Origin of the sequence: Micromonospora nigra (genome assembly GCF_900091585.1) — a bacterium.
GTDB lineage: Bacteria > Actinomycetota > Actinomycetes > Mycobacteriales > Micromonosporaceae > Micromonospora > Micromonospora nigra.
This window is the reverse complement of the sequence record NZ_FMHT01000003.1, coordinates 1,817,718-1,839,678: the sequence shown is the minus strand read 5'-3', so window position 1 is coordinate 1,839,678 and position 21,961 is coordinate 1,817,718. Positions and strand designations below refer to the sequence as shown.

The 21,961-nt window shown below is 72.1% G+C and carries 21 protein-coding genes; 19 read left to right on the top strand and 2 right to left on the bottom strand.

All coding sequences use genetic code 11. The features are described from left to right. The first annotated feature begins 49 nt into the window (after window positions 1-49). The 3 genes from rho to prfA all read left to right on the top strand — a co-directional run bounded on the left by rho (window position 50) and on the right by prfA (window position 4,028). Window positions 50-2,134, top strand: coding sequence for a transcription termination factor Rho (gene rho, locus GA0070616_RS07620; protein WP_091078523.1), 2,085 nt, complete (start codon window positions 50-52; stop codon window positions 2,132-2,134). A gap of 387 nt (window positions 2,135-2,521) precedes the next feature. Then, a complete protein-coding gene (gene rpmE, locus GA0070616_RS07615) occupies window positions 2,522-2,746 on the top strand; it encodes a 50S ribosomal protein L31 (RefSeq protein WP_046563792.1) in 225 nt (74 codons plus the stop codon). Window positions 2,747-2,939: 193 nt separating this feature from the next. Next, window positions 2,940-4,028 carry a peptide chain release factor 1 gene (gene prfA / locus GA0070616_RS07610; RefSeq protein WP_091078520.1) on the top strand — a complete coding sequence of 363 codons (1,089 nt, stop codon included), beginning with the start codon at window positions 2,940-2,942 and terminating at the stop codon, window positions 4,026-4,028. 12 nt (window positions 4,029-4,040) lie between these two features. Here the strand turns inward: prfA and GA0070616_RS07605 are convergent, their stop codons facing one another. After that, on the bottom strand, window positions 4,041-5,582 hold the full coding sequence (locus tag GA0070616_RS07605; RefSeq protein WP_091078516.1) for a GGDEF domain-containing protein: 1,542 nt from the start codon (window positions 5,580-5,582) through the stop codon (window positions 4,041-4,043). A gap of 82 nt (window positions 5,583-5,664) precedes the next feature. On the opposite strand from GA0070616_RS07605, the gene prmC reads away from it, so the two are divergent. From prmC to GA0070616_RS07585, 4 genes are all read left to right on the top strand, one after another. Next, window positions 5,665-6,603, top strand: coding sequence for a peptide chain release factor N(5)-glutamine methyltransferase (prmC, locus tag GA0070616_RS07600; protein WP_425412988.1), 939 nt, complete (start codon window positions 5,665-5,667; stop codon window positions 6,601-6,603). Further along, the gene (locus tag GA0070616_RS07595; protein ID WP_091090158.1) at window positions 6,603-7,247 is read left to right on the top strand and encodes an L-threonylcarbamoyladenylate synthase; all 645 of its coding nucleotides are present in this window, start codon (window positions 6,603-6,605) and stop codon (window positions 7,245-7,247) included. The genes prmC and GA0070616_RS07595 overlap by 1 nt, the downstream gene beginning before the upstream one ends. Continuing rightward, on the top strand, window positions 7,247-7,858 hold the full coding sequence (locus GA0070616_RS07590; RefSeq protein WP_091078509.1) for an arsenate reductase/protein-tyrosine-phosphatase family protein: 612 nt from the start codon (window positions 7,247-7,249) through the stop codon (window positions 7,856-7,858). The genes GA0070616_RS07595 and GA0070616_RS07590 overlap by 1 nt, the downstream gene beginning before the upstream one ends. Before the next feature lie 305 nt (window positions 7,859-8,163). Beyond that, entirely contained in the window at window positions 8,164-10,281 is a 2,118-nt protein-coding gene (locus GA0070616_RS07585; protein ID WP_091078505.1) for a transglycosylase domain-containing protein, read from the top strand. An 89-nt stretch (window positions 10,282-10,370) separates the two neighbouring features. On the opposite strand, the gene GA0070616_RS07580 is transcribed toward GA0070616_RS07585, so the two are convergent. Further along, entirely contained in the window at window positions 10,371-11,861 is a 1,491-nt protein-coding gene (locus GA0070616_RS07580; protein ID WP_091078502.1) for an SDR family oxidoreductase, read from the bottom strand. A gap of 109 nt (window positions 11,862-11,970) precedes the next feature. Between GA0070616_RS07580 and GA0070616_RS07575 the strand changes: the two genes are divergently transcribed. From GA0070616_RS07575 to GA0070616_RS07520, 12 genes are all read left to right on the top strand, one after another. Beyond that, entirely contained in the window at window positions 11,971-12,405 is a 435-nt protein-coding gene (locus GA0070616_RS07575; RefSeq protein WP_139128862.1) for a hypothetical protein, read from the top strand. A gap of 164 nt (window positions 12,406-12,569) precedes the next feature. After that, window positions 12,570-12,791 carry a hypothetical protein gene (locus GA0070616_RS07570; protein ID WP_091078499.1) on the top strand — a complete coding sequence of 74 codons (222 nt, stop codon included), beginning with the start codon at window positions 12,570-12,572 and terminating at the stop codon, window positions 12,789-12,791. Next, the gene (gene atpB / locus GA0070616_RS07565) at window positions 12,792-13,613 is read left to right on the top strand and encodes a F0F1 ATP synthase subunit A (RefSeq protein ID WP_091078496.1); all 822 of its coding nucleotides are present in this window, start codon (window positions 12,792-12,794) and stop codon (window positions 13,611-13,613) included. 93 nt (window positions 13,614-13,706) lie between these two features. Then, window positions 13,707-13,931: an ATP synthase F0 subunit C gene (atpE, locus tag GA0070616_RS07560; RefSeq protein WP_091078493.1), complete on the top strand. Its 225-nt coding sequence runs from the start codon at window positions 13,707-13,709 to the stop codon at window positions 13,929-13,931. Between the two features lie 28 nt (window positions 13,932-13,959). After that, window positions 13,960-14,490, top strand: a complete 531-nt coding sequence (locus tag GA0070616_RS07555) for a F0F1 ATP synthase subunit B (protein WP_091078489.1) — start codon at window positions 13,960-13,962, stop codon at window positions 14,488-14,490. Then, entirely contained in the window at window positions 14,490-15,311 is an 822-nt protein-coding gene (locus tag GA0070616_RS07550) for a F0F1 ATP synthase subunit delta (RefSeq protein WP_091078486.1), read from the top strand. Before GA0070616_RS07555 ends, GA0070616_RS07550 begins: the two co-directional genes overlap by 1 nt. 92 nt (window positions 15,312-15,403) lie before the next feature. Continuing rightward, window positions 15,404-17,050 carry a F0F1 ATP synthase subunit alpha gene (gene atpA, locus GA0070616_RS07545; RefSeq protein ID WP_091078482.1) on the top strand — a complete coding sequence of 549 codons (1,647 nt, stop codon included), beginning with the start codon at window positions 15,404-15,406 and terminating at the stop codon, window positions 17,048-17,050. 9 nt (window positions 17,051-17,059) lie between these two features. After that, entirely contained in the window at window positions 17,060-17,989 is a 930-nt protein-coding gene (locus GA0070616_RS07540) for a F0F1 ATP synthase subunit gamma (protein ID WP_091078479.1), read from the top strand. Continuing rightward, window positions 17,989-19,443, top strand: a complete 1,455-nt coding sequence (atpD, locus tag GA0070616_RS07535) for a F0F1 ATP synthase subunit beta (RefSeq protein ID WP_091078473.1) — start codon at window positions 17,989-17,991, stop codon at window positions 19,441-19,443. The genes GA0070616_RS07540 and atpD overlap by 1 nt, the downstream gene beginning before the upstream one ends. Before the next feature lie 223 nt (window positions 19,444-19,666). Next, on the top strand, window positions 19,667-20,821 hold the full coding sequence (locus GA0070616_RS07530) for an LCP family protein (RefSeq protein ID WP_091090155.1): 1,155 nt from the start codon (window positions 19,667-19,669) through the stop codon (window positions 20,819-20,821). Window positions 20,822-20,909: 88 nt separating this feature from the next. Further along, window positions 20,910-21,197, top strand: a complete 288-nt coding sequence (locus GA0070616_RS07525) for a F0F1 ATP synthase subunit epsilon (protein WP_091078470.1) — start codon at window positions 20,910-20,912, stop codon at window positions 21,195-21,197. A 12-nt stretch (window positions 21,198-21,209) separates the two neighbouring features. Next, the gene (locus GA0070616_RS07520) at window positions 21,210-21,665 is read left to right on the top strand and encodes a DUF2550 domain-containing protein (protein ID WP_091078466.1); all 456 of its coding nucleotides are present in this window, start codon (window positions 21,210-21,212) and stop codon (window positions 21,663-21,665) included. Window positions 21,666-21,961: the final 296 nt, after the last annotated feature.

Below are 21,961 nucleotides of genomic sequence, written 5' to 3'. Positions count from 1 at the left end.
CCTGCTTGTCAACCCCGGGCAGTCCCGGCCTATCGAGGGAAGGAATCCATTGAGCGACACCACCGACGTGACGTCGGATGTTTCCAACGTCGCTGGCGATGCCACCACCGCAGCCCCCGCCCGTCGTCGGCGCGGCGGCACCGGGCTGTCGGCGATGCTGCTGCCGGAGTTGCAGAGCCTGGCCGCGTCGCTCGGCATCTCGGGCACCGCGCGGATGCGCAAGGGCGAGCTGATCAGCGCGATCTCGGAGCGGCAGGGTGCCGCCGCCGGCACCCCTCGGCCGAGGGCCGAGGTCGCCGCCGCTGCGGCTCCCGCCCGCGAGGAGGTCCACGCGGAGGTGCCGGAGACCGCCGAGCGGCCGGAGACCGAGCGTCGCGGCACCGAGCCGGCAGCCGCCGAGCCAGAGAGCCGTCCCCGGAGCCGGCGCAGCCGGGCCGCGACGGCGGAGGCGCGGACCGAGGCGCGTACCGAGGCCCGTGGCGACACGCGGGCCGAGGAGGCGCCCGCCGAGACCGCCGAGCGGTCCGAGGGCCGGAGTGGTCGCGAGCGGATCGAGCGGGGTGGTGACCGGGCTGAGCGCGGTGACCGGGCCGAGCGGGGCGATCGTGGTGAGCGCGCCGAGCGGAGTGGTGACCGGGCCGAACGGGGCGACCGCAACGAGCGCGGCGACCGGGCCGAGCGGGGCGAGCGCAACGAGCGCGGCGGTGACCGGGCCGAACGGGGCGACCGCAACGAGCGGTCGGAGCGCAACGACCGCGGCGAGCGGGGCGAGCGCAACGACCGCGGTGACCGGGGCCAGCGTGACGACCGTGGCGACCGCAACGACCGGGGCCAGCGTGACGACCGGGGCCAACGCGCCGAGCGGGACGACAACGACGACGACGGCGAGGGCGGCGGCCGGCGCGGCCGGCGCAGCCGGTTCCGGGACCGCCGGCGGGGTCGTGGCGAACGCGGCGAGTCCGGTGGCGACGGCGGCGGCCGCGAGCCGCAGGTCAGCGAGGACGACGTGCTCGTCCCGGTGGCCGGCATCATCGACGTGCTCGACAACTACGCCTTCGTCCGGACCACCGGCTACCTGGCCGGCCCGAACGACGTCTACGTGTCGATGTCCCAGATCAAGAAGTACGGTCTGCGCCGCGGTGACGCCATCACCGGCGCGGTCCGTGCGGCCCGTGACGGCGAGCAGCGGCGGGACAAGTACAACCCGCTGGTGCGGCTGGACACCATCAACGGCATGGAACCGGACGAGGCCAGGCGTCGCCCGGAGTTCTACAAGCTGACCCCGCTGTACCCGCAGGAGCGGCTGCGGCTGGAGACCGAGCCGCACATCCTCACCACCCGGGTGATCGACCTGGTCATGCCGATCGGCAAGGGGCAGCGGGCGCTCATCGTGTCGCCGCCGAAGGCCGGCAAGACGATGGTGCTCCAGGCGATCGCCAACGCGATCACCCGCAACAACCCGGAGTGCCACCTGATGGTGGTGCTGGTCGACGAGCGGCCCGAAGAGGTCACCGACATGCAGCGGTCGGTGAAGGGCGAGGTCATCGCGGCCACGTTCGACCGCCCGCCGCAGGACCACACCACGATCGCCGAGCTGGCGATCGAACGGGCCAAGCGGCTGGTCGAGCTGGGCCACGACGTGGTCGTGCTGCTCGACTCGGTGACCCGGCTCGGGCGGTCGTACAACCTGGCGGCGCCGGCCAGCGGCCGGATCATGTCGGGTGGTATCGACTCCACCGCGCTGTACCCGCCGAAGCGCTTCCTGGGCGCGGCCCGCAACATCGAGAACGGCGGCTCGCTGACCATTCTCGCCACCGCCCTGGTGGAGACCGGTTCCATGGCGGACACGGTCATCTTCGAGGAGTTCAAGGGCACCGGCAACGCGGAGCTGAAGCTGGACCGGAAGATCGCCGACAAGCGGGTCTTCCCGGCCATCGACATCAACCCGTCGGGCACGCGCAAGGAAGAGGTCCTGTTCGCGCCGGAGGAACTGGCCATCATCCACAAGCTGCGCAAGGTCCTGCACTCCCTGGACTCGCAGGCGGCGCTGGACCTGCTGCTCGACCGGCTCAAGCAGTCCCGCACCAACATCGAGTTCCTGATGCAGATCGCCAAGTCGACGCCGGGGGAGTGACCGTACCCGGGTGAGAGACCGACGAGGGGGCGTGGCCTGCGGGTCGCGCCCCCTCGGCGGGTCCGGCGCGGAACCGGACACCGTGGCCGCGCGCCCGCGTGGTCCGACCGCGCGCCGAACCGGACACCGTTCCTCCCGTCGCGCGGAGGCCGGGCCGGGGCGGGCCGATCCGGCTCGCGACCCGGGGAATGCCCCTTCCGGGCAGCGGGAATACGGCAGGTGAACCCGCTGTTGACGCTGCCGGACCGGTCGAGCGGCCCGCCTGCCGGGCCGGCCCACGCCCATGGCACACTGGTCAATCGGCCACCGGTTCCGGTTCACGCCCACATCGGCGCGTACGACGCGACGGGGCGACCCGGCGACCACCAACGAGAGGACCGAGGCGACATGAAGCCCAACATCCACCCGGAGTACGTGACCACCGAGGTCCGTTGCTCCTGCGGCAACAGCTTCACGACCCGCAGCACCGCCAAGGGCGGCGCGATCAGTGTCGAGACGTGCAGCGCCTGCCACCCGTTCTACACCGGCAAGCAGCGCGTCCTGGACACCGCGGGCCGGGTCGCGAAGTTCCAGCAGAAGTACGCCAAGGTTCAGGCCAAGAAGGCCAAGTAACTCTCCGTTCGACGCCCGTGTCCGGTTTCCCACCGGGCGCGGGCGTCGTCCGTGTTTCCGCCCGTCCCCCTGCACCCGGCCCGCCGCCCGCCTGGTCCTCCGCCCGGCCAGCCCGCCGCCCGCCCGTCCCGTCCCGTCCGCCCCACCCGGTCCGCCCGCCCGCCCGTCCGGCCGTCGAAGGAGAAGTCCCCGTATGAGCAGCGAGCGCCTGGTCGCCCTCCTCGACGAGTACGCCGAGTTGGAGAAGCGGCTGGCCGACCCGGCCATCCACGCCGACCAGGGCACCGCCCGCCGCATCGGTCGCCGGTACGCCGAGTTGGTGCCGTTGCACAAGGCGGCGGACGAGCTGGAACAGGCCCGCGCCGACCTGGCCGCGGCCCGCGAACTGGCCGCCGAGGACCCGTCCTTCGCGGCGGAGGCCGACTCGATCGCGGCGTCCCTGCCGGTGCTGGAGGAGCGCCTGGCGGAGCTGCTGATCCCGCGCGACCCGCACGACGCCAAGGACGTGATCGTCGAGATCAAGGCCGGTGAGGGCGGCGAGGAGTCAGCCCTGTTCGCCGGCGACCTGCTGCGGATGTACACCCGTTACGCGGAGCGGCGGGGCTGGCTCACCGAGGTGATCGACGCGCAGGATTCGGACCTCGGTGGCGTGAAGGACGTGTCGCTGGCGATCAAGACCAAGGGTGTGCCCGACGGTGGCAACGGCGTGTGGTCCCGCCTCAAGTGGGAGGGGGGCGTGCACCGGGTGCAGCGGGTGCCCGTCACCGAGTCCCAGGGGCGCATCCACACCAGCGCGGCCGGGGTGCTGGTGCTGCCCGAGGCCGAGGACGTCGACGTCACCATCGACCCCAACGACCTGCGCATCGACGTGTTCCGCTCGTCGGGGCCCGGTGGGCAGTCGGTGAACACCACCGACTCGGCGGTGCGGATCACCCACGTGCCGACGGGCATCGTCGTGTCCTGCCAGAACGAGAAGTCCCAGCTGCAGAACCGGGAGCAGGCCATGCGGATCCTGCGGGCCCGCCTGCTGGCGGCGGCTCAGGAACAGGCCGACGCGGCCGCCTCGGACGCCCGCAAGGCGCAGGTGCGAACGGTCGACCGCTCCGAGCGGATCCGCACCTACAACTTCCCGCAGAACCGGATCACCGACCACCGGATCGGCTACACCGCGTACAACCTCGACCTGGCCCTCGGCGGGGACCTCGACGGGGTGCTCGACGCGCTGGCCGAGGCCGACCGCGCCGCCCGCCTGGCCGGCACGCCGGACCTCGCCCGCCGCTGACCTGCCTGCGACTCAGGCGGTGCGGGCGCGGGCGCGGGCCCGCAGCATCTCGTGGTCGGCGGCCTCCAGGGCCGCGCCCAGCGGGTCGCGGGCGGTGACCTGGAGTTCGGCGAAGCCGATGCTCACTCCGACCGGGGTGCCCGGCACCAGCGACTCCCACTCCTCCGCCCGCACGGCGGCGTCGATGCGCCGGGCCACCTCGGCCGCCTCAACCATGCCCGCGCCGGAGAGCACCACCACGAACTCGTCCCCGCCGTAGCGGGCCACCAGGTCGCCTCGGCGCATCACCCGGTTGACCACCCCGGCGACGCGCTGGAGCACCAGGTCCCCGGCGTGGTGGCCGTGCCGGCTGTTGACCGCCCCGAAGCCGTCCAGGTCGCACACGCCCACGACAACCCGCTCGCCCCGGGCCGCCACCGTCGCCACGTAGCGTTCCACGCGCCGCCGGTTGGGCAGCCCGGTCAGCGGGTCGGTCAGCGCCTCGCCCTCGAACCGCGCCGCCTCGCGGCGCATCTCCTCGTGGTCGATGCGCGCCGCGATGCCGTCGATGTAGACGTCGCGCAGCCGGTCGTGGCGCTGTGCGGCCAGCCGGAAGGCCAGCCGGTCGACCCGGTGCGCCGCCGCGTGGTCCCCGGCCCGGGCCAGGGCGATGCTGCGCAGCCGGGCCGGCTCGGCCATGCCGAGCGTCTCGGCGGAGACCCGGACGCCGTCGAGCCGGTCGACCGCGTCCTGTGGACGGTCCGCGGCGATGGCGAGGCAGACCTGGCCGAGTTGGCGCATGTCGCGGGCCCGGGCGCTGTCCGCGCCGTGGCCGAGCAGCCGGCCCGGGTCGGCCTGTGCCTCCGTCGGGATCTCGTCACCCAACGCGGCCCGACGCGCCGCCGAGTAGCCGTACGCGGCGAGGCTGCTGGGTCGCAGCCGGTCGGCCCGTCCGTCGGCCAGGAACCGGTCGAGGTCCGCCGCGACGTCCCGCAGCACCCGCAGGCAGCCGTCGCTGTCGCCGGTGTGGTCCAGCGCCACCGCGTTGCGCAGTCGGATGCCCGGGGCGGCGAAGGTCTCCTCGGGGATCCCGGCGGCCGTGCCGAGCTGCCGGGCGCGTTCGATCGCGCCGAGCGCGTACCCGTGGAAACTCAGGTACGAGTACGCCATCGCCAGGTCGTGCCAGCCCCAGGCGGTGTCCCGGTCCGGGTCGGCCACCGCGCCCAGCGACCGGGCGGCCCGGACCAGGTGGGTGACGCAGCGGTCCAGGGCCCCCTGATGGTGGGCGGCCAGCGCCGCCAGCGCGTTCAGGTGACCGTGCAGGTACGGCTCGGCGAGGTCGCGGACGGCCGCCGAGGCCTCCTCGACGGCGCGGGTGTACTCGGCGGTGCGACCGAGGTTGATCAGTGCGGAGAGGCGCTGCACGTAGGCGTCGGCGCGGGCGTGCGGATCGGTGCTGTCGCGCAGCACCCCGGTCAGGACCGCGTAGGCCTCGGCGGAGCGGCTCACCTCCTGCAGGGCCCGTGCCCGGGTCAGGTCGACGACCCGGTCGTCGACCCGGTCGAGCCAGCCCACCCGAGACCTCCCGTCGGTGTGCCGCTGCCCGCACCGGCTCGTGCCGAACGTCGCGACGCTTCATGATTATCGCGTGACGATCCTGCCGCAACACCCGTCCGACGGGACGGGACGCCGCCGGCCCTCCCTCGTGGTGTCCCGCGCGACCCGGATCCTCGCCGACGCGGGCGTCGAATCCGCCCGGGCCGAGGCGGAACTGCTGGCCGCGCACGTGCTGGGCGTGCCGCGGGGCCGGTTGGCCCTCGCCGACGACTTCACCGGCGAGCAGGTGGACCGGTTCGACGCCTTGGTGGCCCGGCGGGCGGAGCGTGAGCCGTTGCAACACCTCACCGGTGTGGCGGGTTTCCGGCACCTGGAACTGTTGGTCGGGCCGGGTGTGTTCGTGCCCCGGCCCGAGACGGAGCTGCTGGCGGGCTGGGCGGTGGAACAGGTCGGCGGGCACCCTGCCCCGCTGGTCGTGGATCTCTGCGCCGGCTCGGGCGCGATCGCCCTGGCGGTGGCCCAGGAGGTGCCGGCGGCCAGGGTGGTGGCGGTGGAACGCTCGCCCGCCGCGCTGCCGTGGTTGCGGCGGAACGCGGCGGCCCGGGCGGCCGCCGGGGACCGCCCGGTGGCGGTGGTCGAGGCCGACGTGACCGACCCGGACCTCCTGGCCGAGCTGGTCGGGTCGGTCGACGTGGTGCTGTGCAACCCGCCGTACGTGCCGCTGGGCGTGACGGTCCCTCCGGAGGTGGCCGGGCACGACCCGGCCGAGGCGGTCTTCGGCGGGGTCGACGGCCTGGCGGTGGTGCGTCCGGTGGTGGCCCGGGCGGCGGTGTTGCTGCGCCCGGGTGGGGTGCTGGGCGTCGAACACGACGACACGCACGGCACCACGGTGCCGGAGCTGCTGTCCGCCGACGGCCGGTACGTCGACGTGGTGGGCCGGTCGGACCTGGCGGGGCGGCCCCGGTTCGCCACCGCGTTCCGCCGGGCGGACGGCCCGCACGCCGCGGCGGCCGGCACGTGGCAGACTGGCTCCTCGTGATGCTCTACGACTGCCGGTCGCCCGCCGACCGGGACCGCGGCATCGCTGCGGCCATCGAGGCGGTCAGGAACGGCGAGCTGGTCGTCCTGCCCACGGACACGGTCTACGGGATCGGGGCGGACGCCTTCACCCCGTACGCGGTCAAGGCGCTGCTGGACGCCAAGGGTGGCCGCCGTACCCCGCCGCCGGTGTTGATCGGCTCCCGGCACACCCTCGACGGCCTGGTGTTCTCGCTGCCCCGCGCGGCCCGCGACCTGGTGGAGGCGTTCTGGCCGGGGGCGCTGACGATCGTGGTGAAGCACTCGCCGAGTCTGCGGTGGGACCTGGGCGACGACACGGGCACCGTGGCGGTGCGGATGCCGCTGCATCCGGTGGCGTTGGAGGTGCTCCGGGAGACCGGGCCGATGGCGGTGGCCTCGGCCAACCGGGCCGGCCAGTCGGCGGCCCTCACCGCCGAGGAGGCCCGCGACCAGCTCACCTACTCGGTGCGGGCATACCTGGAGGCCGGGCTCGGGCCGGATCCGTTGCCCAGCACGATCGTCGACCTGACCGGGGAGGTGCCGCAGGTGGTGCGTGAGGGCGCGATTCCGTGGGCGAAGCTGCGCGACGTGGTGCCGGACATCGTCGAGAGCCGGGTGGCGTAGTGCCTCCCTTCACCGTGCTGCACGTCTGTATGGGCAACATCTGCCGTTCGCCGATGGCCGAGCGGCTGCTGACGCTGGCCGTCCGGGACCGGTTGTCCCGGCGTGGGGTCGACCCGGCGGCGGCCGACGAGCTGCTGCACAGTCACAGCGCGGGCACCGGCGGCTGGCACGCCGGCGAGGAGATGAACCCGCCCGCGGCCCGCCAGGTGACGACCCGGGGCGGCAGCGTCGACGAGTTCGCCGCGCGCAAGCTGCGTTCGGATCTGATCGACGCCGCCGACCTGGTCCTCACCGCCACCGCCGATCAGCAGGAGTACGTGTTGGCGCTGCGCCCCGACGCCGCCGCGCGGACGTTCGTGCTGGGGGAGTTCGGCCGGCTGCTGGCCGCTGTGGACGCCGCCGCGCTGCCGGCGGCCGAGGCCACCCCGGATGCGGTGTACGCCCGGGGCGTGGCGCTGGTCGAGGCCGCCCACGGGGTCCGGGAGGGCGCATCGGCGCTGCCCACCGACGACCTCGACGACCCGTGGGGCCGGGGCGACCAGTGTTTCAGCCGGGTGGCGGACGAGATCGAGGAGACGGTGCAGCCGCTCGCGGCGGCGCTGCTGCCCTGACCTACGGTGGCTCTGCCGCCCCGGTCCCCGGCGGCTCTGCCGCCCCGACTCCCGGCGGCTCTGCCGCCCCGACTCCCGGCGGCTCTGCCGCCCCGACTCCCGGCGGCTCTGCCGCCCCGACTCCCGGCGGCTCTGCCGCCCCGACTCCCGGTGGCTCTGCTGCCCCGATCCCGCGGCTGATCCGGTGCCCGGCCGCGTGACGACCCGTCCTCGTGAATTTCCTGCGGGTTCAGGGGAAACTGATCCCGAAGAGGGCGATTAGCCCCATTCTGGGATGGTCCTGCCGGCTCCTGCGGGGAGAGCTGATGACCCGGACCCACCTGGAAAGAGCGTTCACCGTCCTGTTCGCCGGGCTGCTGGCCGGGCTGGTGCTGGCGGCGGCGGCCCTACCTGCCGCCCTGGTGTTCGGGCTCGGCTTCTCGGCGCTCGCCGCACCGTACTCGGAGCTGCCGAACACGCTGCGCACGCCGCCCACCGCCCAGCGCTCCAACCTGTACGCCAACGACGGCACCACCCTGATCACCTCCTTCTACCAGGAGGACCGGGTCGAGGTGCCGCTCGGCGAGGTGGCGGAGGTGATGCGCCAGGCCATCGTGGCCGCCGAGGACGCCCGGTTCCACGAGCACAACGGGGTGGACCTGCGGGGCATCGTGCGGGCCTTCACGGTCAACCAGCGCGACGGCACCACCCGGCAGGGCGCGTCGACGCTGACCATGCAGTACGTCCGCAACGTGCTCAGCACCGATCCGCGGCTGACCGAGGCGCAGCGCGCCGCCGCCTCCGAGGTCAGCACCGCCCGGAAAGTACGGGAGATCCGGTATGCGCTGGCCCTCGAGCGGGAGCTGAGCAAGGACGAGATCCTGGCCCGCTACCTGAACATCGCGTACTTCGGTGCCGGCGCGTACGGCGTGGCGGCGGCCAGCGAGCGCTACTTCTCGAAGACCCCGGCCCGGCTCACCCTCGCCGAGGCGGCGCTGCTCGCGGGCCTGGTGCGGTCCCCGCACACCGACGACCCGATCAACGGCGACGCCGACGCCGCCCTGCAACGCCGCGCGTACGTGCTGGACCGGCTGGTCGAGTCGGGTCAGCTCGCGCCCGACGACGCGGCGCGGGCGAAGGTCGAGCCGATGCTGCTGCGCCCGAGCGAGACGCCCAACGACTGCACGGCGGTGCCGGAGGGGCGCAACGACTGGGGCTTCTTCTGCGACTGGTTCACCCGCTGGTGGAACGCGCAGCCCGCGTTCGGCGGCAGCGTCGACGAGCGGCAGCGCACCCTGCGCCGCGGCGGGTTCTCCATCGTCACCTCCCTCGATCCCGCCGTGCAGCGGGCCACCGCCGAGCAGGTACGCCGGGTCTACCCGGCCGACCATCCGCACGCCCTGCCCACCGCCGTGGTGCAGCCCGGCACGGGACGGGTGCTCGCCCTGGCCGTGAACCGGGTCTACGGGGTGGCCGCCAACCCACCGGGCCAGCAGAACCACCCGAACACGGTCAACCAGCTCGTTGCCGGCGGCGGCACCATCTCCGGCTACCAGGCCGGGTCGACGTTCAAGCTGTTCGCCATGCTGGCCGCCCTGGAGTCGGGGCTGCCCCTGCGGACGGAGTTCGACGCGCCCACCCGGATTCTCACCCACTTCCCGATGGACGTCGACGGCCCGGCGAACTGCGACGGCTACTGGTGCCCGCGCAACGCCAGCGCCGGCATGAGCGGGCCGCAGGACATGTGGACCGCGTTCGGACAGTCGGTCAACACGTACTTCGCATGGCTGACGGAGCGGGTGGGCGCCGACCGGGTGGTGGAGATGGCGCAGCGGCTGGGCATCGTGCTGCGGGCCCCCGGGGACGCCCGGATAGCCAGCGAGGATGCCCGCAACTGGGGGTCGTTCACCCTCGGCGTCGCCGCCACCACCCCGCTCGACCTGGCCGGCGCGTACGCGGCGGTGGCGGCCGAGGGCACCTGGTGCCGCCCCACCCCGGTGCTGGCGATCACCGACGCGGCGGGGCGTCCCGTCGCCGCCGCCGAGCCGGACTGCCGGCAGGCGCTGGACGCGGACGTGGCCCGTGCGGCGGCGGACGCGGCCCGCTGCCCGGTGGGCGACCAGTCGATGTACAACGCCTGCCGCGGTGGCACCGCGACGCGGTTGCGCGGTCAGCTCGGTCGGCCGGTGGCGGGCAAGACGGGCAGCTCGGAGCGGTACGAGACGGAGACGGTGGTGGCCTTCACCCCGCAGCTGGTGGTCGCCGCCATGGCGGCCAACCCGGACGACCCGCGCGACGCCGTCGGCTTCCAGGTGCAGTCGCAGATCGTCGAGTCGGTGGGTGAGGTGCTCGCGTTCGCCCTGCGCGACAGCCCGGTGCGCGACTTCGTGCCACCGGGCGAGGCGACGGCGTTCCGGTTCACCGGGGAGCGGACGGGCAACTGACGCCGGTCGGCCGGCGGGGCACCTGACGCCGGTCGGCCGGCGGGGCACCTGAGGCCGGTCGGCGGGAGCGGACGGGCATCCGACGCCGGTCAGCGTCGGCCGGACACCCGGCCGGCCGCGAGGTGTTCGGCGCCGCGGGCGATGTTGCGGGCCATCCCTCCGAACACCACCGCGTGGAACGGTGCCACGGCACCCCAGTAGACGTGCCCGGCCAGGCCACGCGGCAGGAAGACGGCCCGCTGCTGGTAGCGGCTTCCTCCACCGTCGAGCGGCAGGATCCGCATCTCCAGCCAGGCCCGGCCGGGCAGCCGCATCTCGGCGCGCAGTCGCAGCAGCTCGCCGGGCACGATCTCCTCGACCCGCCAGAAGTCCAGTGCCTCGCCGACCTGGAGGTGGTGCGGGTCGCGCCGGCCCCGACGCAGCCCCACCCCGCCGACCAGCCGGTCCAGCCAGCCGCGTATCGACCAGGCGAGGGGGAAGGAGTACCAGCCGTTGTCACCGCCGACCCCCTCGATGACCCGCCACAGTGCCTGCGGCGGCGCGGCCATGTCACGCTCGCGCAGGTCGGTGTAGGCCGTGCCGCCCGACCACTCGGGGTCGCTGGGCAGCGGTTCGGCCGGGGCGTCCGGGCCGCTCGCCGTCGACCAGCGGGTCTCCACCTCGGCGTCGCGGACCTTCGCCAGCGCCAGGGCGACCGCCTCGTCCAGGCCGGTGAGGCCGTCCGGCGGGTCCGGCACGTACGCGGCGATGTCGTGCTCGTGGGCGACCGCCTCGGTGACGAGGCTCTCCACCAGCGGCCGGGCGATGGCGTTCGGCACCGGGGTGATCAGGCCCACCCAGTGCGAGGAGAGCGACGGGGTGAGCGCCCGCACCGGCACGATGAGCCGTCGGCGCAGCCCGGCCACCCGCGCGTAGCGCTGCATCATGGCGCCGAAGGTGAGCACGTCCGGCCCGCCGATGTCGAAGGCCCGGTTGACGTCGGGCGGCAGGGTGGCGCAGCCGACCAGGTAGCGCAACACGTCGCGGACCGCGATCGGCTGGATCCGGTTGTGTACCCAGCGTGGGGTGATCATCGCCGGCAGCCGCTCGGTCAGGTAGCGCAGCATCTCGAACGAGGCCGAGCCGGACCCGATGATCACGGCGGCCCGCAGCACGGCCGTGGGCACGCCGCCGGCCAGCAGGATCCGGCCGACCTCGGCCCGGGACCGCAGGTGGGCGGAGGGTGCGGCGGTGCCGTCCGCCGGCGGCTCCGGCCCACCCAGGTAGACGATGCGGCGTACGCCCGCCGCGCGGGCCGCGGCGACGAAGTTCTGCGCCGCCTCCCGGTCGGTGGCCTCGAAGCCGGCCTGCCCGAGGGAGTGCACCAGGTAGTACGCCACCTCCACGTCGGCGAACGCCGCGGCGAGCGTCTCGGGGCGGCGCAGGTCGCCCTCGGCGATCTCGACCTGTCCCGCCCAGGGCACGTCGCGCAGCCGCCTGGCCTTGCGGGCCAGGCAGCGGACGGTGTGCCCCTCCGCCAGAAGTCGGGGCGTCAACCGCCCGCCGATGTAACCCGTCGCACCGGTCACCAGGCATCTCACGGTTCCCAGTGTGCGGCCCCATAGACTCTCGCGCTGTGAAGACCGTGACGGGCACCCACCGGGGGCCGGATTTCGAGCAGTCGCGCGCCGACGTCCGGGCGTACCCCCGATGAGCGCGCCTCGGGCGGGGGAGCCGGGCGCGCTCCGGGCCCGGCTGCCGCACCTGCGGTTGCCGCTGGCGGCCTGCGCGGTGCTGGCCGTGATCGGCGTGCCGGCCGCGGCGGTGGTACGCGGCCCGACCGGCGGGGCGGGGGTGGCCGCCGGGATCGGCCTGGTGGTGTTCAGCTACCTGGTGTCGAGCCTCTCGGTGGCCTGGGCCGACGCGGTCAATCCGAGGCTGATCATGTCGGTGGGCCTGGTCACCTACGCCACCAAGATCGTGCTGCTGGGCGTGGTCATGTCCGCCGTCGCGGCGACCGGCTGGCCCGGCCTGCCGGACATGGGAGTGGCGATCATCGCCGGGGTGCTGGTGTGGACGGGAGCCCACCTGACCTGGGCGCTGCGGTCCCCGCTGCCCACCGTGGGCGAGCCGAACGGTCACTGACCGTACGGCTGGAGTTCTCCCGGCGTTTCGTCGGCCTGTAGGACGGGCGTGACAGGAGTAATCTGGGCGCCGGCAGAACCGCCAGAGCCCGCCGCCCGCACGCTTCGCAGTGTGGGGGGTGCCGCGCACTCACTGGTACGCCGGCTGATAGTGTTCGCCTCGTCATGGCCGACGACCCTCACCGTGGACAGTCCGACGAGCCCTCGTCGGAAGGCGTTGCTGGAGCCGTTCTCGGCTACCTGCTCGCCGGCATCGTGGTGTGGGGGTTTCTCGGCTGGTTGGCGGAGGGCCTCCTCGGCGTGCCGACCGGTCTGGGAATCGCCACGGGCATGATGCTCGGCGCAGCCGGAGCGATCTACCTGATCATGAAGAGGCTCAGTGCCTGAGTGTCGGCACGTGCGGGTCTGTCGAGTGCGGAGGATGACACGGTGAGCGGACAGCTTGTCGCCGCAGAGGGCCTTCCCTGGCCCCCCAGCGTCGGAGACTTCTACCCGCCGGAGCTCGCCGGCCCCTGGGTCACGAAGTTCACCCTCATGGTCTGGCTGGCGGTCGGGCTCCTGATCCTCTTCTTCATGGCCACCTACCGGAACCCGAAGCTGGTTCCGAGCAAGGGCCAGTGGTATGCGGAGTCGCTCTACGGCCTGGTGCGGGACAACATCGCCCGGGAGCAGATGGGCAAGGAGGGCATCCGCTTCGCGCCCTACTTCACGGTGCTGTTCAGCTTCATCGTGCTGACCAACCTCTTCAGCATCGTCCCCGGGCTGCAGATCTCGCCCAACTCCCACATCGCCTTCCCGATCGTGCTCGCGGCGATCTCCTACGTGATGTACCTCTACATCGGCGTCCGCAAGCACGGCCTCGGCAAGTACCTCAAGATGAGCCTGGTCATCCCCGGCGTGCCGTGGCCCATGCACATCCTGCTGATCCCGATCGAGTTCCTGCAGAACTTCGTCGTCCGGCCGGTCACCCTGGCCCTGCGACTGTTCGCCAACCTGTTCGCCGGCCACCTGCTCCTGCTGGTCTTCACCGTCGGCGGCTTCGTGATGCTCGCCTCGGACAGCCTCTTCGTCCAGGTGACCTCGGTTCTCTCCTTCGCGATGGCGATCGTGATGGCCTTCTTCGAAGCCCTGGTCGCCATCCTGCAGGCATACGTCTTCGTCACGCTGAGCGCGAACTACATCGGAACGTCGCTCGCCGACGAGCACTGACACAGACTCGGCGGGCCGCCCGGCCCGACCTGGCTTCTGGTACCGACCGCGTACGCGTGAGACCTCACGCGTCAACTAGGAGGAATACCCGCAATGGACGTTCTCGCCGCCATCAACGGTAACGTCAACACCATCGGCTACGGCCTCGCCGCCATCGGCCCCGGTATCGGCGTCGCCCTGGTCTTCGCGGCCTACATCCAGTCGAGCGCCCGCCAGCCGGAGTCCGCCGGCTACAACCGGACCTGGCTGGTCCTGGGCTTCGCCCTGGTCGAGGCGCTCGCGCTGTTCGGTCTGGTGCTCGCCTTCGCCGTCAGCTGATCGCCCGTTCTCGACCTGGAGGTCTGAGATGTTCATCGCCGCCGAAGGTGTCGAGCACAACCCGATCCTGCCGATCTGGCAGGAGATGGTCATCGGGTCGATCGCCTTCGCCCTGCTCTGCTTCGTCCTGCTGAAGTTCGTCATGCCGCGCATGGAGGCGATGTACCAGGCGCGGGTCGACGCGATCGAGGGTGGCCTCAAGCGTGCCGAGGCTGCCCAGGCCGAGGCCAACCAGTTGCTCGAGCAGTACCGGGCCCAGCTCGCCGAGGTGCGTACCGAGGCGGCCCGGATCCGGGACGACGCCCGCGCCGACGCCGAGTCGATCCGCACCGACATCCTCGCCAAGGCGCGCGAGGAGTCCGACCGGATCATCGCCGCCGGTCGGGACGCCCTGGCCGTGGAGCGGCAGACCATCGTGCGCGACCTGCGCGCGGAGGTCGGCGGTCTCGCGGTCGACCTGGCCAGCCGGATCGTCGGTGAGTCGCTGGCCGACGAGGCCCGTCGCAAGGGCACCGTCGAGCGCTTCCTCACCGGCCTCGAGAGCGCGGGGGCCCGCTGATGCAGGCCGCCAGCCGGGAGTCCTACACCGTCGCGGTCGAGCGGCTGGAGGCGTACGTCCGCGACGCCCAGCCGCCGGCCGTCGCCACCACCGGCGGTGACCTGCTCGCCGTGGCGGACCTGCTCCGGCGTGAGGTGCGCCTGCGTCGGGCGCTGTCGGACCCGGCGCGGCCACCGGCCGACCGGACCGGCCTGCTCAACTCCGTGCTGGCGGGCAAGGTCGGCGCGGACGCTCTCGACCTGCTCACCACCCTGGTCTCCGGTCGGTGGTCGGCTCCGTCGGAACTGCTCGACGGCACCGAGCGTCTCGGCGTGCGGGCGCTGCTGGCCAGCGCCGACGCCGCCGGCGAGCTGGGCGAGGTGGAGGACGAGCTGTTCCGCTTCGGTCAGGTGGTCGCCGCCGACGCGCGGCTGTCCAACGCCCTGTCCGACCCGATGGCGCCGACGGCGCAGCGGGCCGAGCTGGTGCGGATGCTGCTGACCGGCAAGGCCCGGCCGGTGACCGTGCGTCTCGCCGAGGTGGCGCTCGCCGGCTTCGGCGGGCGGTCCTTCGGCATCGCGCTGTCCCGGCTGGTGGAGCTGGCCGCGGAACGTCGGGACCGGCAGGTCGCGTACGTGACCGTCGCGGCCCCGCTCAGCGAGGACGAGGAACGGCGGCTGGGCGATCACCTGTCGGCGATCTACGGTCGACCGGTGGCCGTGAAGCTGACGGTGGACCCGGCGGTCCTCGGCGGGGCCAGTGTCCGGGTGGGTTCCGACCTGTACGACGGAACGATCCTGCGCCGCCTGAACGAAACCCGCAACGCGCTCGCGAAGCGCTGACCCGCACCCCGCGAAGCGCCCGGAATGACAGTCGACCCACGGACCGGTCGGTACTAGGTATCCCGGGCCCCTGATACTTAAGGAAGCAGAGGATGGCCGAGCTGACCATCTCGACGGAGGAGATCCGCGGCGCCCTGGAGCGCTACGTCTCCTCCTACTCGCCCGACGTCTCCCGTGAGGAGGTCGGCACCGTCGCCGACACCGGCGACGGCATCGCCCACGTCGAGGGCCTGCCCTCGACCATGACCAACGAGCTGCTGGAGTTCGAGGACGGCACGCTCGGTGTGGCGCTGAATCTCGACGTCCGGGAGATCGGCGTCGTCGTCCTCGGTGACTACTCCGGGCTCGAGGAGGGGCAGCGCGTCAAGCGCACCGGCCGGGTGCTCTCCGTGCCCGTCGGCGACGCCTTCCTCGGCCGCGTGGTCAACGCGCTCGGCCAGCCGATCGACGGCCTGGGCGACATCGCGAACGAGGGCTACCGCGAGCTCGAGCTCCAGGCCCCGAACGTGATGGCCCGGCAGTCCGTCTTCGAGCCGATGCAGACCGGCATCAAGGCGGTCGACGCCATGACGCCGATCGGCCGGGGGCAGCGGCAGCTGATCATCGGCGACCGTAAGACCGGAAAGACGACGGTCGCGCTGGACACCATCCTCAACCAGCGCGAGAACTGGGCCTCCGGCGACCCGAAGAAGCAGGTCCGCTGCATCTACGTCGCCATCGGCCAGAAGGCCTCCACGATCGCCTCGATCAAGGGCATCCTGGAGGAGGCGGGCGCGATGGAGTACACCACCATCGTGGCCTCCCCGGCGTCCGACCCGGCCGGCTTCAAGTACCTGGCCCCGTACACCGGCTCGTCCATCGGCCAGCACTGGATGTACGGCGGCAAGCACGTCCTGATCGTCTTCGACGACCTGAGCAAGCAGGCCGAGGCGTACCGGGCCGTGTCGCTGCTGCTGCGTCGCCCGCCGGGCCGCGAGGCGTACCCCGGTGACGTCTTCTACCTGCACTCCCGCCTGCTGGAGCGCTGCGCGAAGCTGTCGGACGAGATGGGTGGCGGTTCGATGACCGGCCTGCCGATCATCGAGACGAAGGCCAACGACATCTCGGCCTTCATTCCGACCAACGTGATCTCGATCACCGACGGCCAGATCTTCCTGGAGACCGACCTGTTCAACCAGGGCGTCCGGCCGGCCATCAACGTCGGTACCTCGGTCTCCCGGGTCGGTGGCGCCGCGCAGGTCAAGCCGATGAAGAAGGTCTCGGGCTCGCTGCGGCTGAACCTGGCCCAGTACCGCGAGCTGGAGGCGTTCGCCGCCTTCGCCTCGGACCTGGACAAGGCCTCCCGCGCCCAGCTGGAGCGCGGTGCCCGCCTGGTCGAGCTGCTCAAGCAGCCGAACTACTCGCCGTACCCGGTGCAGGAGCAGGTCGTCTCGGTCTGGGCCGGCACCGAGGGCAAGCTGGACGACATCCCGGTGGGCGACGTGCGGCGCTTCGAGACCCAGTTCCTGGAGCACCTGCGGCGCAAGCACAACGCCACGCTCCAGGCGATCGCCGACAACAAGTGGGGCGACGACATCACCGGCGTGCTCGACCAGGCCATCGCCGAGTTCAAGCAGGGCTTCCTCGGCCACGAGGACGAGCGTCGGATCAACGAGGCGCCGGCGGCGCCGCTGGAGGGCGAGGAGAACCGCGAGACGGTGACCCGCTACAGCGGCGATGCCGAGGCCGAGAAGCAGTAGGGCCGGGCCATGGCGGCGCAGGTACGTGTTCTTCGTCAACGGATCCGCTCGGCGAAGGGGATGAAGAAGATCACCAAGGCGATGGAGCTCGTGGCGACGAGCCGGATCGCCAAGGCCCAGGCCCGGGTGGAGGCGTCCCTGCCGTACGCCCAGGCCATCACCGGCGTGCTCACGGCGCTGGCGTCCAACGCGCGGATCGACCACCCGCTGCTCACCCCGCGCGAGCGGGTACGGCGGGCCGGCATCCTGCTGGTCACGTCCGACCGGGGCCTGGCCGGTGGTTACAGCTCCAACGCCATCCGGACGGCGGAGTCGCTGATCGCCCGGCTGAAGGCCGACGGCAAGGAGCCGGTGCTCTACATCGTCGGCCGTAAGGGCGTCACGTACTACCGGTTCCGGAACCGGCCGATCGAGGGCAGCTGGACGGGCTTCTCGGAGCAGCCGTCGTTCGCCGACGCACGCGAGGTGGGTGAGACGCTGGTCAAGGCGTTCTCGGCCGGCGCGGACGACGTCGACGGCGACCCGGGGGTCGACGGGGTGCTCGGGATCGACGAGCTGCACATCGTCTACACGGAGTTCCACTCCCTGATGACGCAGAACCCGGTGGCGCGGATCATCGGGCCGATGCAGGTCGAGGACCGGCCCCGGGCCGAGGGCGCGCTGCCGTCGTACGACTTCGAGCCGGACGCGGAGGCGCTGCTCGACGCGCTGCTGCCGAAGTACATCAACACCCGGATCTACGCGGCGTTGATCGAGTCGGCGGCCAGTGAGTCGGCGGCCCGGCGGCGGGCGATGAAGAGCGCCACCGACAACGCCGAAGAGATGATCGAGAAGTACACGCGTGAGATGAACTCGGCCCGCCAGGCCGGGATCACCCAGGAGATCAGCGAGATCGTCGGCGGCGCGAACGCGCTGGCCGCGTCGGGAAGTGAAGTGTGATGACTGTTTCCACCGCTGCTGGAGGACCAGCCGAGACCAAGACGGCCACGGGTCGTGTGGTCCGGGTCATCGGCCCGGTCGTCGACGCCGAGTTCCCCCGCGACGCCATGCCGGAGCTGTTCAACGCCCTGCACGTGGACGTGACGCTCTCCGGCGGCGAGAAGACGCTGACCCTGGAGGTCGCCCAGCACCTGGGTGACAACCTGGTCCGCGCCATCTCGATGCAGCCGACCGACGGCCTGGTCCGCGGCACCGAGGTCCGCGACACGGGCCGGCCGATCAGCGTGCCGGTCGGCGACGCGGTCAAGGGCCACGTGTTCAACGCCATCGGCGAGTGCCTCAACCTGGCCGAGGGCGAGACGCTCCAGCCCGACGACTACTGGGGCATCCACCGCAAGGCCCCGGCCTTCGCGGACCTGGAGCCGAAGACGGAGATGCTGGAGACCGGCATCAAGGTCATCGACCTGCTCGCCCCCTACGTCAAGGGCGGCAAGATCGGCCTGTTCGGCGGGGCGGGCGTGGGCAAGACGGTGCTCATCCAGGAGATGATCACCCGGGTCGCCCGGAACTTCGGTGGTACCTCGGTCTTCGCGGGCGTTGGTGAGCGCACCCGCGAGGGCAACGACCTCATCGCCGAGATGACCGAGTCCGGCGTCATCGACAAGACCGCACTGGTCTACGGCCAGATGGACGAGCCGCCGGGCACCCGGCTGCGGGTGGCGCTGTCGGCGCTGACCATGGCCGAGTACTTCCGGGACGTGAAGAAGCAGGAGGTGCTGCTCTTCATCGACAACATCTTCCGCTTCACGCAGGCCGGCTCCGAGGTCTCCACCCTGCTCGGCCGTATGCCGAGCGCCGTGGGTTACCAGCCGACGCTGGCCGACGAGATGGGCGAGCTCCAGGAGCGGATCACCTCCGTCCGGGGCCAGGCCATCACCTCGATGCAGGCGATCTACGTGCCGGCGGACGACTACACCGACCCCGCCCCGGCCACCACGTTCGCCCACCTCGACGCGACCACCAACCTGGAGCGGTCGATCTCCGACAAGGGCATCTACCCGGCCGTGGACCCGCTGGCGTCCTCGTCCCGGATCCTGGCCCCGGAGTTCGTCGGCCAGGAGCACTTCGAGGTGGCCACCGAGGTGAAGCGGATCCTGCAGCGCTACAAGGATCTGCAGGACATCATCGCCATCCTCGGCATCGAGGAGCTCTCCGAGGAAGACAAGATCACCGTGGCCCGGGCCCGGCGGATCGAGCGCTTCCTGTCGCAGAACACCTACGCGGCGGAGCAGTTCACCGGCGTGCCGGGCTCAACGGTCTCGATCAAGGAGACCATCGAGGCCTTCAAGAAGATCAGCGAGGGCGAGTACGACCACTTCCCCGAGCAGGCGTTCTTCATGTGCGGCGGTCTCGACGACCTGGAGAAGAAGGCTGCCGAGCTGATGAAGGGCTGACCCTGGGTCAGCGCACGAACACCAGGAAGGCCGTCCCGGTAACGTCGGGGCGGCCTTCCGTTCACTTTTGCGCCGTATCGTCTCCGCTGCCGGTTTCCACGGTCGGCGACTGCGCCATCCGCGAGATACCGTCTATTTCGCGTTCGTCCTGAGACGAGCGTGGATCGTTGCCACCATGCGGCTGCGCGCACCCGTCCACGGTGCCGGGGCGCGACGAACGGAGTTGCTCGTGGGAAAGGCCGGCAGGGTCGGCGGGCGGGCCAGACGGCGGCCGTCCATCTGGGCGGGGGTGCCCTGGTGGGCCCGGGTCTGCACCGTCTTCGGCGCGGTGCTGATGTTGCTCAGCGGCGCGGTACTGGTGGGTGCCGAGGCGCTCGTCGCCCGCTACGAGGGGGCGGTCGGCAAGGCCGACCTCTTCGGTGACCAGGCGGCGGGCGCCAGCGATCGCACGAGCGACATCAAGGGCCCGCTGAACATCCTGCTGGTCGGTATCGACCCCCGGAACGCCGACACCCCGCCGCTGGCCGACGCCATCATGGTGCTGCACGTGCCGGCCGAGATGGACCGGGCCTACCTGTTCTCCATGCCGCGCGACCTGTATGTCGAGATCCCCGGGTTCGCCAAGGCCGACTTCGACGGCGGCACCGACAAGCTCAACGCCGCCATGTCATACGGCAGCCGGGTGCCCGGCCAGCAACCGGACGCCGCCCGTGGCTTCGAGCTGCTCGCCACGACGGTGCAGAACGAGACCGGGATCGAGCGCTTCGACGCCGGCGCGATCATCAACTTCTCCGGCTTCAAGAAGATCGTCGACGCGATGGGCGGCGTCACGATGAAGATCGAGCGTGAGGTGCGCTCCGAGCACCGCGAGCCGGACGGCACCCACCGTAAGGGCAACCCCAACGGAGACGGTTACATCGGTCCGCAGGCCGTCTACCCCAAGGGCGAACAGCATCTCAGTGGTTGGCAGGCGCTGGACTACGTGCGCCAGCGTTACCCGGAGAACGGCGTCCCCGACGGCGACTACGGCCGCCAGCGGCACCAGCAGCAGTTCGTCAAGGCGATGGCCGGGCAGGCCCTCAGCGCCGACGTGGTGACGAATCCGATCAAGCTGGACCGGGTGCTGCGCGCCGCCGGGGAGTCGTTGATCTTCAACGGTCGGGGGCACAGCGTGGTCGACTACGGCCTCGCGCTGAAGAACATCCGCCCCAGCAACATCCAGATGGTCAAGCTGCCGGGCGGCTCGCTGATCGAGAACGGCGAGTATCTCGGCGAGCGGTTCGACCCTGCGGTGGAGGACTTCTTCGCCGCGCTGGAGAACGACCAGCTCGACCTGTTCCTGCTGGAACACCCGAAGTTCGCCAGCAAGGCCGGCTGATCGTGGCGTAGCTCTCGCCACCCGCATGCCGGCGGGCTCCGGCTCGGGACTAGACTTTGCCAATCCGCCGCCGCAGCAAGGAGACAGCGTGGCACAGCAGCTTCACGTCGAGCTCGTAGCCGTCGAGGAGAAGGTCTGGTCCGGCGAGGCCGAGATGGTCGTCGCCCGGACGACCGAGGGTGAGCTGGGTGTGCTGCCGGGGCACGCGCCCCTGCTCGGCCAGCTCGCCGAGCCCGGTCAGGTGCGCATCAAGCTCGCCGGGGGCGAGCAGGTCGCCTTCGAGGTGGCTGGTGGGTTCCTGTCGGTGGGCCCGCAGGGCGTCACCGTGCTGGCCGAGAACGCCACTCCGGTCTCCGCCACCGCGCAGAGTCACTGAGCAGTCCCGCCGATGGAGGTCGTCGAAGGGATCGGGATCTGCTTCGCCGTGATCCTCGGCGCGGTCCTGTTCCTCTTCGTCCGGCGGGCCCTGGTCACCCGTAGCGGTGGCATCATCCGGCTGAGCGTCCGGACCACCACCGTGCTCGACGGTCGTGGCTGGTCGCCCGGCTTCGGCCGGTTCGTCGGCGACGAGCTCCGCTGGTACCGCATGTTCAGCTTCGCCGTACGCCCTCGGCGGGTGCTTCGCCGCGACGGGTTGACGGTCGAGCGGCGGCGGCTGCCGGAGGGGCAGGAACGTCTCTCGATGCCCGCCGACTGGGTGATCCTCCGCTGTACCACCGGTCACCTTCCGGTGGAGATCGCGATGGCGCGGTCCACCGTCACCGGATTCCTCTCCTGGCTCGAGGCCGCCCCGCCCGGGGCGGCCTCGCCGCGTCTCGCCGCCCAGGACTGGCCTGCCGCCTGACGCCGCCCCGCCCTCGCGGCGCGCAGCCGGTCGGCCCGCCGGGCACGTAGCCCAGCGTCCGGCCGCCTGCCTCGTCCGGCCGTCACGTGTCGCGCCCTGCCTCGTCCGGCCGTCACGTGTGGCGCCCTGCCCGCCCGGGCCCGCTGCCCGCTGCCCGCTGCCCGCTGCCCGCCGCACGAGGTGCGGCAGGTCACGGTGTCCCGAGCCTGGATCCCCGCAACATGCGGGATCTCGCGGTCTCCCGACCCCGCGCCCGAGAAGCCCAGCCCAGGCAGGGATGGCGGCGGCGAGGCCGG

Bases quoted from the DNA above. Each gene is read 5' to 3' on its own strand.
- GA0070616_RS07520 (WP_091078466.1), top strand. From the start codon at position 21,210: ATGGAGGTCGTCGAAGGGATCGGGATCTGCTTCGCCGTGATCCTCGGC.
- GA0070616_RS07595 (WP_091090158.1), top strand. From the start codon at position 6,603: ATGCTCTACGACTGCCGGTCGCCCGCCGACCGGGACCGCGGCATCGCT.
- atpE (WP_091078493.1), top strand. From the start codon at position 13,707: ATGGACGTTCTCGCCGCCATCAACGGTAACGTCAACACCATCGGCTAC.
- prfA (WP_091078520.1), top strand. From the start codon at position 2,940: ATGAGCAGCGAGCGCCTGGTCGCCCTCCTCGACGAGTACGCCGAGTTG.
- atpD (WP_091078473.1), top strand. From the start codon at position 17,989: ATGACTGTTTCCACCGCTGCTGGAGGACCAGCCGAGACCAAGACGGCC.
- atpA (WP_091078482.1), top strand. From the start codon at position 15,404: ATGGCCGAGCTGACCATCTCGACGGAGGAGATCCGCGGCGCCCTGGAG.
- GA0070616_RS07585 (WP_091078505.1), top strand. From the start codon at position 8,164: ATGACCCGGACCCACCTGGAAAGAGCGTTCACCGTCCTGTTCGCCGGG.
- GA0070616_RS07570 (WP_091078499.1), top strand. From the start codon at position 12,570: ATGGCCGACGACCCTCACCGTGGACAGTCCGACGAGCCCTCGTCGGAA.
- rpmE (WP_046563792.1), top strand. From the start codon at position 2,522: ATGAAGCCCAACATCCACCCGGAGTACGTGACCACCGAGGTCCGTTGC.
- GA0070616_RS07550 (WP_091078486.1), top strand. From the start codon at position 14,490: ATGCAGGCCGCCAGCCGGGAGTCCTACACCGTCGCGGTCGAGCGGCTG.
- GA0070616_RS07540 (WP_091078479.1), top strand. From the start codon at position 17,060: ATGGCGGCGCAGGTACGTGTTCTTCGTCAACGGATCCGCTCGGCGAAG.
- GA0070616_RS07575 (WP_139128862.1), top strand. From the start codon at position 11,971: ATGAGCGCGCCTCGGGCGGGGGAGCCGGGCGCGCTCCGGGCCCGGCTG.
- GA0070616_RS07555 (WP_091078489.1), top strand. From the start codon at position 13,960: ATGTTCATCGCCGCCGAAGGTGTCGAGCACAACCCGATCCTGCCGATC.